Origin of the sequence: Streptomyces caelestis (assembly GCF_001279005.1) — a bacterium.
In the GTDB taxonomy this organism is placed as follows: Bacteria; Actinomycetota; Actinomycetes; order Streptomycetales; family Streptomycetaceae; genus Streptomyces; species Streptomyces heliomycini.
In genome coordinates this window covers 1-14633 of record NZ_LGCN01000264.1, presented here as the reverse complement: position 1 = coordinate 14633, position 14633 = coordinate 1, and the positions used below count along the sequence as shown (strand labels likewise).

Annotated in this window: 2 protein-coding genes; both read right to left on the bottom strand. The window is 75.3% G+C overall.

Going from position 1 to position 14633, the window contains the following annotated elements:
- Nucleotides 1-6192: type I polyketide synthase (locus ADK41_RS35905; RefSeq protein WP_159044003.1), on the bottom strand; the 6192-nt coding region annotated here is incomplete at its 3' end.
- 62 nt (nucleotides 6193-6254) lie between these two features.
- Nucleotides 6255-14633, bottom strand: an 8379-nt coding sequence (locus ADK41_RS35900; protein ID WP_159044002.1) for a type I polyketide synthase, incomplete at its 5' end; no start/stop codon positions are given.

The window sequence follows — 14633 nt, the reverse complement described above, 5'->3', positions numbered from 1 at the left end:
ACCATTGCTCGCACCGTCCTGGTTCACGGCGCTCCCCCGCACCACGGCCAGCACCGGGTGGCCGTTGCGACGAGCGTCCGACAACCGCTCCAGCAGCAGGACGCCGGCTCCTTCGCCGAAGCCGGTCCCGTCCGCGCCGGCGGCGAAGGGCTTGCAGCGACCGTCGGCGGCCAGGCCGCCCTGCCGGCTGAACTCGACGAAGAGTTCGGGGCTGGACATCACGGTGACGCCGCCCGCCACGGCGAGCGAGCACTCGCCGCGGCGCAGCGACCGCACCGCCGTGTGCAGGGCCACCAGCGACGAGGAGCAGGCCGTGTCGATGGTGAGGGCCGGGCCTTCCAGGCCGAAGGTGTAGGCGATACGGCCGGACACGACGCTGCCGGAGTTACCGGTGCCCAGGAAGCCCTCGACGTCCTCGGGGATGTGCGGGAGCAGCCGTACCGCGTAGTCCTGCTGCATCAGGCCGATGAAGACGCCTGCCGGGGTTCCGCGCACCGCGGCCGGGTCGATGCCGGCGCGTTCGAACGCCTCCCAGGTGAGGGTGAGCAGAAGGCGCTGCTGCGGGTCCATGGCGATCGCCTCGCGGGGCGAGATGCCGAAGAAGTCGGGATCGAAGTCACCGGCCCCGGCGAGGAATCCGCCTTCGCGCACGTAGGAGGTGCCGGTGTGGGCGGGGTCGGGGTCGTAGAGGGCGTCGAGGTCCCAGCCGCGGTCGGTGGGGAAGGCGGAGATGCCGTCGCCGCCGGCGGCCACGAGTCGCCACAGGTCGTCCGGGGTGCGCACCCCTCCGGGGAAGCGGCAGCCCATCGCGACGACGGCGATCGGTTCGTCCACGGCGGCTGTGCCGGACGGGCCGGCCGCTGGGGCCGTGGCCACGGGGTGGACCCCGGTCAGTTCGTCCCGCAGGTGCGCGGCGAGCGCCTCCGGCGAGGGGTGGTCGAAGACCAGTGTGGCGGGGAGCCTGAGACCGGTGGCGGCGTTCAGCCGGTTGCGCAGTTCCACGGAGGCGAGGGAGTCGAAGCCGAGGTCACGGAAGGCACGCGTCGGCACGACCGCGCTGTCGGAGGCGTGACCGAGCACGGCGGCGGCCTGCGCGCGCACCAACTGGACCAGGAATCGCAGGCGTTCGGCCTCGGGCAGGGCGGCGAGCCGCTCGGACGGTGCGACGCCGTGGTCCCCGGGGCCCGCCACCGTGACCGTGGGCCTGCGTACGGCGACGCGCACGAGGGAGCGCAGGAGCGGCGGCACCGGTTCCCCGTCGGCGGCGCGGGCCCGCAGCGCGCGCTGGTCGAGTCGGAGCGGCAGCAGCGCCGGGGCGTCGACGGTGAGGGCGGCGTCGAGCAGCGCGAGGCCCTCCTCGGTGGTGAGCGGCGGCATGCCCGAGCGGGCCAGGCGGCGCAGGTCGGCGTCGTCGAGGTGGCCGGTCAGGGCGGAGCGTTGCTCCCACAGGGTCCAGGCGAGGGACTGGGCGGGCAGGCCGAGGGCGTGGCGGTGCCCGGCGAGGGCGTCCAGGTAGGCGTTGGCGGCGGCGTAGTTGCCCTGTCCGGGGCCGCCGAAGGTGCCCGCGGCGGAGGAGAAGAGGACGAAGGCCCGCAGGTCCTTGTGCCGGGTGAGTTCGTGCAGGTGCAGTGCGGCGTCGGCCTTGGGGCGCAGCACCGTGTCGACGCGGTCCGGTGTGAGGGAGGTGAGGACGCCGTCGTCGAGAGTGCCCGCGGCGTGGACGACGGCGGTGAGGGGGTGGTCGGCGGGGACGCCGTCGAGCAGGGCGGCGAGCGCGTTCCGGTCGGCGGCGTCACAGGCGGCGACGGTGACGTGGGCGCCGAGTGCGGTGAGTTCCGCGGTGATGTCCGCGGCGCCCGGCGCGTCCGGTCCGCGGCGCCCGGTGAGGAGGAGGTGGCGCACGCCGTGCCGGGCCACGAGGTGACGGGCCACGCGGGAGCCGAGCAGTCCGGTGCCGCCGGTGACGAGGACGGTGCCGTCGGGGTCAAGGACGGCGGATACCGGGTCGGTGGCGGGGGCCTTGGCGAGTCGGGGGGTGAGGACGGTGGTGCCGCGTACGGCGAGTTGCTGCTCGTCGGTGGTCAGCGCGCGGGCGAGAGTCTCGTCTGTCGCCTCCGCGTCTGCGTCGACGAGGACGAAGCGGCCGGGGTGTTCGGATTGGGCGGAGCGCACCAGGCCCCATACGGCCGCTCGGGCCGGGTCGGCAAGGGCTTCGCCGACGGCGCCCCGGGTGACGAGGACGAGCCGCGTGCCGGCCAGCCGCTGGTCGGCGAGCCAGGTCTGGAGGATTTCCAGAGCCTGGTGGACGGCGGTGTGCACCTCCTCGACGTCGTCCCTCTCATCGGCGGGAACGGGGAGTTGAGGGATGATCACGAGGCCGGGAGGTGCCGCGCCCGCGTCGAGGGCGGCGGTCAGGGCGGCGGTGTCGGCGTAGGCGGTGGGCACCGGCAGGCCGAGGTCGTCGGGGCCGATGACCGCCCAGTCGGCCGCCACGGCGGCGGGCGGGCAGGAGAGCGGGGTCCACTCCACCTGGAACAGTGAGTCGTGGTGGGTGCGGGCCCCGCGGGCGTCCGGTGCGGCCGGGCGCAGGATCAGGGACTCCACGGAGGCCACGGGGTGTCCGGTGGCGTCGGCGACATCGAGGGCGAGGGTGTCCGGCGCGGTCCGGGTCAGGCGGATGCGCAGCGCGGTGGCGCCCGACGCATGCAGGGTCGCCCCGGACCATGCGAACGGCATACGGCCGCCCTCGCCTTCCGCGGCGTCGGCCGTGAGCCCGGTGGCGTGCAGGGCGGCGTCGAGCAGCGCCGGGTGGAGGGCGAACCGCCGGGCGTCCTGATGGAGTGCGGACGGCAGCACCGCTTCGGCGTACAGGTCGTCGCCGAGCCGCCACGCGGCCGTGAGGCCCTGGAACGCGGGCCCGTAGACGAAGCCGCCCTCGGCGTAGCGCGCGTACATGCCGTCGAGGCCGACGGGGACGGCACCGGGTGGCGGCCAGGGGCTGAGGTGGCCGGGGGTGGGGACGAGGGCCGTCGGGGCGAGGAGGCCGGTGGCGTGGCGGGTCCACTCCGCGTCCGCGTCCGGGTCGTCGGGCCGGGCGTGCAGCGCGAGGGCGCGGGTGCCGTCGGCGGCCGGTGCGGCGACGGACAGGCGCAGCACGACACCTCCGTCCGGCGGCAGCGCCAGGGGAGCCTCGAGTGTGAGGTCGTCGATACGGGAGCAGCCGGTACGGTCGCCGGCGAGGACGGCGAGTTCGAGGAACGCGGTGCCGGGCAGCAGGGCGTTCCCCTGGACGGTGTGGTCGGCGAGCCAGGGGTGGGTGCGCGTCGAGAGCCTGCCGGTGAACAGCAGGCTCCCGCTGTCGGCGAGCGTGACGACGGCGCCGAGGAGCGGGTGGCCCGAGGGATCGAGGCCGAGTGAGGCGGCGTCGCCGGCGGGGGTGCCGCTGTCCTCGAGCCAGTAGCGCTCCCGCTGGAAGGCGTACGTGGGCAGGTCGACGCGGCTGGGGCGGTGCGGCGCGAGGACGGCGTCGAAGTCGACGCGGACGCCTCGCACATGCAGTTCCGCGAGCGCGGTGAGCACCCGGCGCGGACCGCCGTCGTCGCGGCGCAGCGTACCGAGGGCCAGGGCGTCGGTGCCGGCAGCGGCAGCAGTGTCCTGGAGGGCCGATACGAGTACGGGGTGCGGGCTGACTTCGAGCAGGACCCGATGGCCGTCGGTGAGCAGGGCGCGCGTGGCCTGCTCGAACCGCACGGTGTGCCGGAGGTTCTCGTACCAGTAGGCGGCGTCGAGCCGCTCGGTGTCCAGGAGGGCGCCGGTGACGGTGGAGTAGAAGGGCACGACGGCCGGGCGGGGCGCGATGCCGGCCAGGGCCTCGGACAGTTCCGTGCGGATCTCCTCGACGTGCGGGCCGTGCGAGGCGTAGTCGACGGGGACGGCGCGGGCCCGTACGCCGTCGGCGTCGAGGGCGGCGAGGAGCCCGGCCAGGGCCTCGGGGTCGCCGGAGACGACGGACGACTCGGGGCCGTTCACGGCGGCGAGCGCGATCCGCCCGCCCCAGGGCGCGACGCGTTCCCGTACCCGGTCGGCGGGGAGCGCCACCGACGCCATGCCGCCGCGCCCGGCGAGGGCCCGCAGCGCCCGCGCGCGCAGGGCGACGACCTTCGCGGCGTCGTCCAGGGTGAGGGCACCCGCGACGCAGGCGGCGGCGATCTCCCCCTGGCTGTGCCCGGCCACTGCCGCGGGCTCGACACCGTTTGCGCGCCACACCTCCGCGAGGGAGACCATCACCGCGAACAGGGCGGGCTGCACGACGTCCACGCGCTCCAGGCCCGGAGCGCCGGGCGCGCCGCGGACGACGTCCAGGAGTGCGAAGTCGGTGTACGGGGCGAGGGCGTCGGCGCACTGTGCGAGCCGGGTGGCGAACACGGTCGAGGTGTCGAGGAGTTCACGGGCCATGCCGGGCCACTGGGAGCCCTGGCCGGGGAAGACGAAGGCGACGGCCTCGCCGGTGCGGGCCGTGCCGCGCACGATGCCCGGCGGCAGCGGGTCGGCGTCACGGGCGAGCGCGTCGAGCCCGTCGAGCAGCGCCTGCCGGTCGTCGACGACGAGGGCGGCCCGGTACTCGTGCGCGGCCCGGCCCCTCGCCAGGGTGTGGGCGACGTCCGGCAGTTGCAGATCGGGAAGCTGCTCCAAGTGGGCACGCAGGGTGACCGCCTGGGCGCGCAGGGCGTCGCCGTCCCGCCCGGAGACGACACAGGGCACGGGACCGGTGGGCTCCTCCGTGTACTCCGTGTGCTCGGCCTGCTCGGCCTGCTCGGCCTGCTCCAGGACGACATGGCCGTTGGTACCGCTGACACCGAAGGAGGACACGGCGGCCCGGCGCGGGCGTCCGGTCTCGGGCCAGGCGGTGGCGTCCGTGACGAGCTTCAGTGCCCCCGTGGACCAGTCGACCTGGGGCGTGAGGTCGGTGCCGTGCAGGGACGGCGGCACCACGCCGTGCCGCATGGCGAGGATCATCTTGATGACGCCGCCCACCCCGGCGGCGGCCTGGGTGTGGCCAATATTGGACTTCAACGAGCCGATCAGCAGCGGTAGTTCGGCGGAGTGCTCCCGGCCGTACGTGGCGAGGAGCGCCTGCGCCTCGATGGGGTCGCCGAGCGGGGTGCCGGTGCCGTGGGCCTCGACGACGTCGACGTCCGCCGCCGTGAGCCGGGCGTTGGCGAGGGCCTGGCGGATGACACGTTGCTGGGAGGGACCGTTCGGCGCGGTAAGACGGCTGCTGGCGCCGTCCTGGTTGACGGCGGAACCCCGTACGAGCGCGAGCACCGGGTGGCCGGCCCGGTGGGCGTCCGACAGGCGCTCCAGGAGGAGCATGCCGACGCCCTCGCCCCAGCCGGTGCCGTCGGCGGCGGCCGCGAAGGACTTGCAGCGCCCGTCGGCGGCGAGGCCGTTCTGCCGGCTCATCTCCACGAACGGCACCGGCGTGGACATCACCATGGCGCCGCCCGCGAGCGCGAGGGTGCAGTCGCCCTGCCGCAGCGCCTGGCAGGCCAGATGGAGGGCGACCAGTGACGAGGAGCAGGCCGTGTCGACGGAGACGGCGGGGCCCTCCAGGCCGAAGGTGTAGGCGATACGGCCGGACGCGACGCTGTCGGAGGAGCCGTTGCCGAGGTAGCCCTGGACGTCGTCGGGTACCTGGCGCAGCCGGACCGCGTAGTCCTGGTACATCACGCCGGCGAAGACGCCGGTGCGGCTGCCGCGCAGGGTGTGCGGGTCGATCCCGGCGCGCTCGAAGGTCTCCCAGGTGGTCTCCAGGAAGAGCCGCTGCTGCGGGTCCATGGCGAGAGCCTCGCGCGGGGAGATCCCGAAGAAGCCGGGATCGAAGCCGGCGACGTCGTCGAGGAAGCCTCCCTCGGCGCTGTAGGTGGTGCCCGGGCGCTCCCCCGCCGGGTCGTGCAGGCCGGGCAGGTCCCAGCCCCGGTCGGCGGGGAAGGGCGTGATCGCGTCGGTGCCGGTGGCGACGAGGTGCCACAGGTCCTCGGGGGTGCGCACACCGCCGGGGTAGCGGCAGCCCATCGCGACGACGGCGATCGGCTCCCGGTCCTTGGCCTCGGCCTCGCCGAGGCGCTGCTTGGTCCGGTGCAGGTCGGCGGCCACCCGCTTGAGATAGTCGCGCAGCTTCTCGTCATTCACCGTGGATGTCACCTTCGGTACGCGGGAGCGGTCGGGGGGCGTGCGGGCGGCGAGGGGCTACGTCATGGACTGCCGAGTTCGCTGTCGATGAAGTCGAAGAGCTCGTCGTCGGTGGAGCCCATGCGGCCCTCGACAGCGTCCAGGGCGGGGCCGGTGCCAGGGCGCAGTGTCTGCAGGAGGTCCTGGAGCCGGGCCGTGAGCGCGGTGCGCGCGCCGTCGTCGTGCACCGCGTCGCGTACCGAGGTCTCCAACCGGTCGAGTTCGGCGAGGACGGCGGCGCCGGCTCCGGCTCCGGCCGTGCCGTCCTCGGGGACGATCTCGCCGGCGAGATGGCGGGCGACGGCGGTGATCGTCGGGTGGTCGAAGAGCAGGGTCGCCGGCAGGTGCAGACCGGTGGCGGTCCGTAGCCGGTTACGCAGTTCCACCGCGGTCAGTGAGTCGAACCCGAGGTCGAGCAGGGATACTTCGACGCCGACGGCCACCGGGTCGGGGAAGCCGAGGACCAGCGCGGCGTGGGTGCGGACCACGTCGGCGAGGACTCGCTCGCGCTGTGCCGGCGGCAGCCCCGCCAGGCGCCGCCGCAGCGTCTCGGCGGCTGCGGGGCCGGGCCCCTCGCCCGCGGCGGCGCGGCGCGGTGGGATGCGGACGAGTCCGCGCGCGAAGGCGGGCACCCCGCCCGTGGCAGCCTGCTCCGCGAGGGCTCCGGTGTCCAGGCGCAGCGGCAGCAGAGCGGCGGCGTCCAGGCCGGTGGCCGTGTCGAAGAGGGCGATGCCGTCGGTCGGCGGGAAGGCGACGATGCCGCCGCGGGCGATTCGGGCGAGGTCGGCGTCACCGAGGTGTCCGGTCATGCCGCCGCCGGTGGCCCACAGGCCCCAGGCCAGCGAGACGCCGGGCAGGCCCCGGGCGCGTCGCCGGTGGGCGAGGGCGTCCAGGAAGGCGTTGGCCGCGGCGTAGTTGGCCTGGCCCATGCCGCCGAAGACGCCGGCGACGGAGGAGAACACCACGAACGCGGTCAGGTCCCGGTCGGCGGTCAGCTCATGCAGGTTGAGGGCGGCGTCGACCTTGGGGCGCAGCACCCGGTGGAGCTGCTCGGGCGTCATGTCGGCGACCACCCCGTCGTCGATGACGCCCGCGGTGTGCACGACACCGCGCAGCGGATGCTCCAGACCGTCCAGGACCTTCTTGAGGGCTTCCCGGTCGGCGGCGTCGCAGGCGACGATCTCGGCGGCGGCGCCTGCGGCGGCCAGGTCGTCGAGGAGTTCGCCCGCGCCGTCGGCGGCCGGCCCGCTGCGGCTGGTGAGCAGCAGGTGCCGTACGCCGTGCGCGCTCGCGAGGTGGCGGGCGACCAGGGAGCCGATGGAGCCGGTGCCGCCGGTGACCAGGACGGTGCCGTCGGGGTCCCAGCGGGCCTCGCCCGCAGGCAGGGAGCCGGGGACGCGGGCCAGTCGGGCGGTGTGGAGCCGACCCGCGCGCAGGGCGAGTTGGGGTTCACCCGTGGTCAGGGCCGTGGCGAGTGCCGTGGTCAGGGCCGCGCGCGAGGCCGCGTCGCCGTCGGTGTCGACGAGTACGAACCGGTCGGGATTCTCGGTCTGCGCGGAGCGGACCAGGCCCCATGCCGCGGCGTGCGCCGGGTCGGGCACGTCGTCGTCCGGGTCCACCGGGACACCGCCCTCGGTGACGAGGGCCAGCCTCGCCCCTTCGAACCGTGCGTCGGCGAGCCAGGTCCGCACCAGTTCCAGGACTCGGCCGGTCATTTCGTGCACGTCCCGGGCCATGTCGCCGCTGTCGGCGGCCGGCAGCGCGGTCAGCACACAGCCGGGCACCGCGGCGCCCGCGTCGATCGCCGCGCCCAGGGCGGTGAGGTCGGCGTGGGCGGGCGCGAGGCCGGCGGAGTCGTCCCCGAGCACGGCCAGGGACTCGGGCCGGTCCTCGGTCGCTGCGGTGACAGGCCATTCCAGGCGGAACATGTCCTCGTACGCGCCCGTGCGGACCTCCTGGAGCCGTTCGGCCGTCACCGGCCTCAGCACCAGGGCGCGGGCGGAGGCGACCGGGGCTCCCGTGGTGTCGGCGAGGGTCAGGGCGACGGCGTCGCGTCCCGTGGGCGTCATGCGCAGCCGCAGGGCCGCCGCGCCCGACGCGTGCAGCCGCACGCCGCTCCACGAGAACGGCAGCCAGCCCTGGTCGCTGCCTTCGAGCATCCCGAAGGCCAGCGAGTGCAGCACGCTGTCGAGGAGCGCCGGGTGCAGACCGTAGCGGCCCGCGTCGCTCCGCTGCCCCTCGGGCAGGTGTGCCTCCGCGTAGACGTCGGTGCCCAGGCGCCAGGCGGCACGCAGGCCCTGGAAGACGGGGCCGTAGGCGAAGCCGCCGTCGGCGAGGCGTTCGTAGAGGCCGTCGGTGTCGAGGGGTTCGGCGCCGGCCGGCGGCCATGCCGTGAGGTCCTCGGCCGGCGCCTGCGCGCCGTTGCCGAGGCGGCCGCTCGCGTGCCGGGTCCAGGGCTCGTCGGGCGCGGCGCGCTCGGGCCGCGCGTGGACGGCGAAGGCGCGGCCACCGGTCGCGTCGGGTGCCTGGACGGTGAGCTGGAGGGTGACGGCACCTCGTTCGGGCAGGGTGAGGGGTGATTCGAGGGTGAGTTCGTCGACCTCCGCGCAGCCGGTCTGGTCGCCGGCGTGGACGGCGAGTTCCAGGAAGGCCGTGGCGGGGAAGAGCGCGCCGCCGTGGACGGCGTGGTCGGCGAGCCAAGGGTGGGTGTCCAGGGACAGCCGGCCGGTGAACAGGTGGCCGTCCGCGTCGGCGAGCGGGGAGCCCGCACCGAGCAGCGGGTGCGCGGACGGCAGCAGGCCCGCCGCGGACATATCGCCCGTCGCCGGGGTGGGTGCGAGCCAGTAGCGGGCGCGCTGGAAGGCGTACGTGGGCAGTGTCACGTGTGCGTCCGGTACGTCGGCGAACAGCGGTGCCCAGTCGACGCCGACCCCGTGGACGTGCAGGCGGGCCAGGGCGGCGGTGACGGCGGCGGGCTCCGGCGTGTCCTTGCGCAGCAGCGGCACCGGGGCGATGGTGTCGGCGTCCCCGGTCAGGCAGTCCTGGGCGAGCGCGGCCAGGGCGCCGTCGGGTCCGAGGTCCACCAGGGCGGTGGCGCCCTCGGCCTGCAGGGTGCGTACGACGTCGTGGAAGCGGACGGTGGAGCGGACGTGGCGGACCCAGTGGCCGGGGTCGCACAGTTCGTCGGCGCCGGCGAGAGCGCCGGTCAGGTCGGAGACGACGGGGATGTCCGGATCGTGGTAGGTGACCTGTTCGGCGACGGCCCGGAAGTCGGCCAGCATGCCGTCCATGTGCGGGGAGTGGAAGGCGTGGCTGACGGTGAGCCGCCGGGTCCTGGCGCCCCGCTCGCGCCAGTGGGCGGCGATCTCCTCGACGGCCGCGGCGTCGCCGGACAGGACGGTGGCGGCGGGCCCGTTGACGGCGGCGACCGCGACCTCGCCCTCCCTCCCCCGCAGTTGGGGCAGGAGTTCCGCCTCGGGCACGGTCAGCGCGACCATCGCCCCACCGCCGGGCATGGCCTGCATCAGCCGGCCGCGGGCGGCCACCAGGGCGGCGGCGTCGGGCAGCGAGAGCACTCCGGCGACGTGCGCGGCGGCCAACTGTCCCACGCTGTGCCCGGTGACGAGGTCGGGGCGCACCCCGTACGACTCGACGAGCCGGTACAGGGCGACACCGAGGGCGAAGAGGGCGGGCTGGGTGTAGGCGGTGGTGTCGAGCAGCGCCGCGTCGTCGCCGCCCGCCTCGGCGTGGACGACGTCGCGCAGCGGCCGGTCCAGGAGCGGGTCGAGTTCGGCGCACACCGCGTCGAAGGCGTCTGCGAAGACCGGGTGCCGCCCGAAGAGTCCGGCGCCCATGCCGAGGCGCTGGCTGCCCTGGCCCGGGAACAGGAAGGCGGTCCTGGCGGCCCGTCCGGCGGTGCCCGTGATCACGTCGGGCGAGGCGGTGCCGTCGGCGAGTGCGGTCAGGGCGGCCTCCAGAGCGCCCCGGTCGGCGCCGACGAGGACGGCCCGGTGTTCGAAGGTGCTGCGGCCGGTGGCCAGGACCCTTCCGACGGCGTCGGGGTGGGGCGACGGTTCGGCGGTGACGCAGTCGAGGAGCCGGACGGCCTGGGCGCGCAGAGCGTCCTCGCCGCGGGCGGACAGCAGCCAGGGCAGGCACGGCCCGGACGACGGGGCCGTGAGGGGCGTGGCCGGCTCGGGGACGTGTTCCAGGACGGTGTGGGCGTTGGTGCCGCTGACACCGAAGGACGACACGGCGGCGCGGCGCGGACGGTCGGCGTCGGGCCACGCCGTGTTCTCGGTGGGCACCCGCACGTGGCCCGCGGACCAGTCCACGTACGGCGTCGGCTCGTCGACGTGCAGGGTCGCCGGGAAGGTGCCGTGTCGCATGGCGAGGACCATCTTGATGATGCCGGCGATACCCGCGGCGGCCTGACTGTGCCCGATGTTGGACTTCGACGAACCCACCAGGAGAGGCCGTTCGGCGGACCGCTGCTGCCCGTACGTGGCGAGCAGAGCCTGCGCCTCGATGGGATCACCGAGCCTGGTACCGGTGCCGTGGGCCTCCACGGCGTCGATGTCGCCGGGAGTCAGGCCCGCGCCGGCCAGGGCCTGGCGGATGACGCGCTGCTGGGAGGGACCGTTCGGCGCGGTGAGGCCGTTGCTGGCACCGTCCTGGTTGACGGCGGAGCCCCGTACGAGCGCCAGCACGGGGTGGCCGCTGCGGCGGGCGTCGGACAGACGCTCCAGCAGCACCATGCCCACGCCCTCGGCCCACGCGGTGCCGTCGGCGGCGGCCGCGAACGGCTTGCACCGGCCGTCGGCCGCGAGCCCGCGCTGGCGGCTGAACTCGACGAACGCGCCGGGCGTCGCCATCACCGTGACACCGCCCGCCAACGCCAGGGAGCACTCGCCGCCGCGCAGCGCCTGCGCCGCCATGTGAACGGCGACCAGCGAGGAGGAGCAGGCCGTGTCCACGGTGACGGCCGGGCCCTGGAGGCCGAAGGTGTAGGCGATACGGCCGGAGGCAACGCTGCCGGCGCTGCCGATACCGAGGTAGCCCTCGAACTCCTCGGACGGCTCGGTGACGCGGGAGCCGTAGTCCCGGTAGCTGGAGCCGACGAAGACGCCGCCGTCGGTGTCCTTCACGGTGCGCGGGTCGATGCCCGCCCGCTCGAACGCCTCCCAGGCGGTCTCCAGCAGGAGACGTTGCTGCGGGTCGACGGCGAGGGCCTCGCGGGGCGACATGCCGAAGAAGGCGGGGTCGAAGTGGTCGGCGTCGTGGAGGAACCCGCCCTCACGGACGTAGGTACGGCCGGCCTTGTCCGGGTCGGGGTCGTAGAGGCCCGCCAGGTCCCAGCCGCGGTCGGTGGGGAACCCGGAGACGGCGTCGGTGCCGTCGGCCAGGAGCCGCCAGAACTCCTCGGGGCTGGTGACGCCGCCGGGGAAGCGGCAGCTCATCGCGACGATCGCGACGGGGTCGTCCTCCAGGCCGACCCGGGGCGCGGGGGCGGAGGCGGTGGCGGGCACCGCGGTGAGCGGGGCCGCGCCGAGCAGTTCCGTGCGCAGGTGCCCTACGAGCGCGGTGGTGGTCGGGTGGTCGAAGACGAGGGTGACGGGCAGGCGCAGGCCGGTGGCCCCGGCCAGCCGGTCGCGCAGCTCGACGGCGGTCAGCGAGTCGAAGCCCAGGTCCTTGAACGCCCGCTCCGGTTCGATCGCGGCGGGGTCGTCGTGGCCGAGGACACCGGCGGCGCACGAGCGCACCAGGCCGGCCAGCTCTTCGGTGCGTTCGGCGTCGGAGAGCGCGGCGAGCCGGGCGGCGAGGCCGTCCCCTCCCCCGCCGGGTGCGGCGGCGTTCTCGGCCAGCACGCCCCGCACCTCGGGGAGGTCGCCGAGGAGGGCGCTGGGCCGCAGCGCGGTGTAGGCACGGACGAAGCGGTCCCAGGCGAAGTCCGAGACGACCAGGCGGGTCTCGTCGTCGTCCAGCGCCTGCCACAGGGCGTCGACGGCCAGCTCCGGGTCCATGGCGGGCAGACCATTGCGGACGAGGCGTTCGCTGGTGGCGCCCGCGGCCAGGCTGTCTCCGCCCCACAGGCCCCAGGCCACGGAGGTGGCGGGGAGACCGCGGTCGCGGCGGGCCTGCGCGAGAGCGTCGAGGTAGGCGTTGGCGGCGGCGTAGCTGCCCTGCCCGGTGCCACCCAGTGTCCCGGCGAGCGAGGAGAACAGCACGAAAGCCGTCAGCTCCGACTCCCGGGTCAGCTCGTCGAGATGGAACGCGGCGTCCGTCTTGGGGCGCAGCACAGCGGCGGCGCGCTCAGGGGTGAGGGTGTCGAGGACACCGTCGTCCAGGACGCCGGCGGCGTGGAACACGGCGCGCAGGGGCCGCTGCGCCGGTATGCCGTCGAGGAGCCGGACCAGGTCGTCCCGGTCGGCGACATCGCAGGCCGCGAGGGTGAACTCCACTCCGGCAGCGGTGAGTTCAGCGCTGAGGGCGTCGGCACCGGGGGCGTCCGGGCCGCCGCGGCTGGTGAGCAGCAGGTGCGCGCCGCCCTCGCGGGCGAGCCTGCGGGCGATGCGGGCACCGAGCCCACCGGTGGCGCCGGTGACGAGGACGGTGCTGTCGGGGGTCGGGGCGGCGCGGTCGGAAGTCCGGCCTGTGCCATCCGTCGAACCTGTGCCCTCGGGCGGCTGACCTGTGGTGTCGGTCGAACCTGTGCCCTCGGCCGTCGAGCCGGTGCCGGCAGGTGTCCAGCCCGTGCCGTCGGGCTCGCGTCGCGGTTCGGCGTGGGTGAGGCGTCGTCCGAAGACCCCGGAGGCGCGTACGGCGAGCTGGTCCTCGCCTCGCGGGTCCGCGAGGAGAGCGGCGAGCCTGGCGCGGGCCCGCTCGTCGAGGCGTTCGGGCAGGTCGACGAGACCGCCCCAGCGCTCCGGATACTCGACGGCTGCGACCCCGCCGAGGCCCCAGTGCAGGGCCTGCAGGGGGGCGCCGAGCCGGTCGGAGCGGCCCACGGCGACCGCGCCGCGGGTCGCGCACCACAGCGGCGCCCGCACATCGGCGTCGCCGAGTGTCTGGAGCAGCGCGGTGGTCAGGGCGAGCCCTGTGGGCAGGGCGGTGGCGTCGGTGTACGGGAACTCGTCGAGGGCCAGCAGGGAGAGCACGCCGTCGGCCGGGGACTCCTCGGCGAGGGCGCGCAGCCTGTCGGCGAGCGGCCCGCGCCCGCGCTCCCCGGCGTCGTCGGCACCGAGTTCCACCAGGACGGGGCGGGCGCCGCTCTCACGCAGGGTCTGGGCGCAGGCTGCGACGGCCCGGTCCCCGGCGGCGGCTCCGGGTACCACGAGCCACCAGATTCCCGTGAGGGCGTCACTTCCTTGCCGGGTCACCGGCTTGAAGGTGACCCGGTGGCGCCAGGAGTCCAGCGTGGAGCGGCCCCGGCGGCTGCGCAGCCAGTCGGAGAGCGCGGGCGCCACGGTGTTCATGGCCGCGCGCACGTCGTCGTCCTCGATGCGCAGGCGATCGGCGAGAGCGTCCGGCTCCTGGCCGGACACGGCGTCCCAGAAGTCCTGGCCGACGAGGTCTCTGCCGCTCCTGACCTCCCTCCGGGGCGCGGGCTCCATCCAGTAGTGGCGGCGCTGGAAGGCGTACGTGGGAAGCTCGCGGCGGCGGGCGCCGGTGCCGTCGAAGACCGCCTCCCAGTCCACTGGGTGGCCGAGGACGTGCAGTTCGGCGAGCGAGGTGAGGACGCGGGTACGGCCGCCCTCGCCCCGGTGCAGGGTGCCCACGACGCCACCGGTGCCGCCGGCTGTCTCCAGGGCTTCCCGGAGCCACACGGTGAGTGCCGGGTGGGTGCTGTTCTCGACGAACAGCCGGTGCCCGTCGGCGAGGAGGGCGTCCACGGCCCGGCGGAAGGCGACGGGCTCGCGCAGGTTGCGGTACCAGTACGCGGCGTCGAGACCGGAGGTGTCGAGCACTGTGCCGGTGACGGTGGAGTAGAAGGGCACGCGGGACGGGCGCGGGGTGATCCCGGCGAGGAGGGTGTGCAGTTCGTCGTGGATCTCCTCGACCTGCGGCGAGTGGCCGGCGAAGTCGACGCCGGGCAGCGGCCAGCACAGTACGCCGTCGTCGGCGAGCGCGCCGTGCAGTTCTTCCAGGGCGACCGGGTCGCCCGAGACGGTCACCGTCGTGGGACCGTTGACGGCGGCGATGTCCAACCGGTCCGCCCAGGGGCCGAGCCGGGCTTCGACGTCGTCCGCGGGCAGCGGGATGTACAGCATGCCGCCCCGGCCGGTCAGTGCCACCAGCGCCTTGCTGCGGAGGGCGACGACACGGGCGGCGTCCTCCAGGGACAGCGCCCCGGCCACACACGCCGCGGCGATCTCCCCCTGCGAGTGCCCCACCACGGCCGC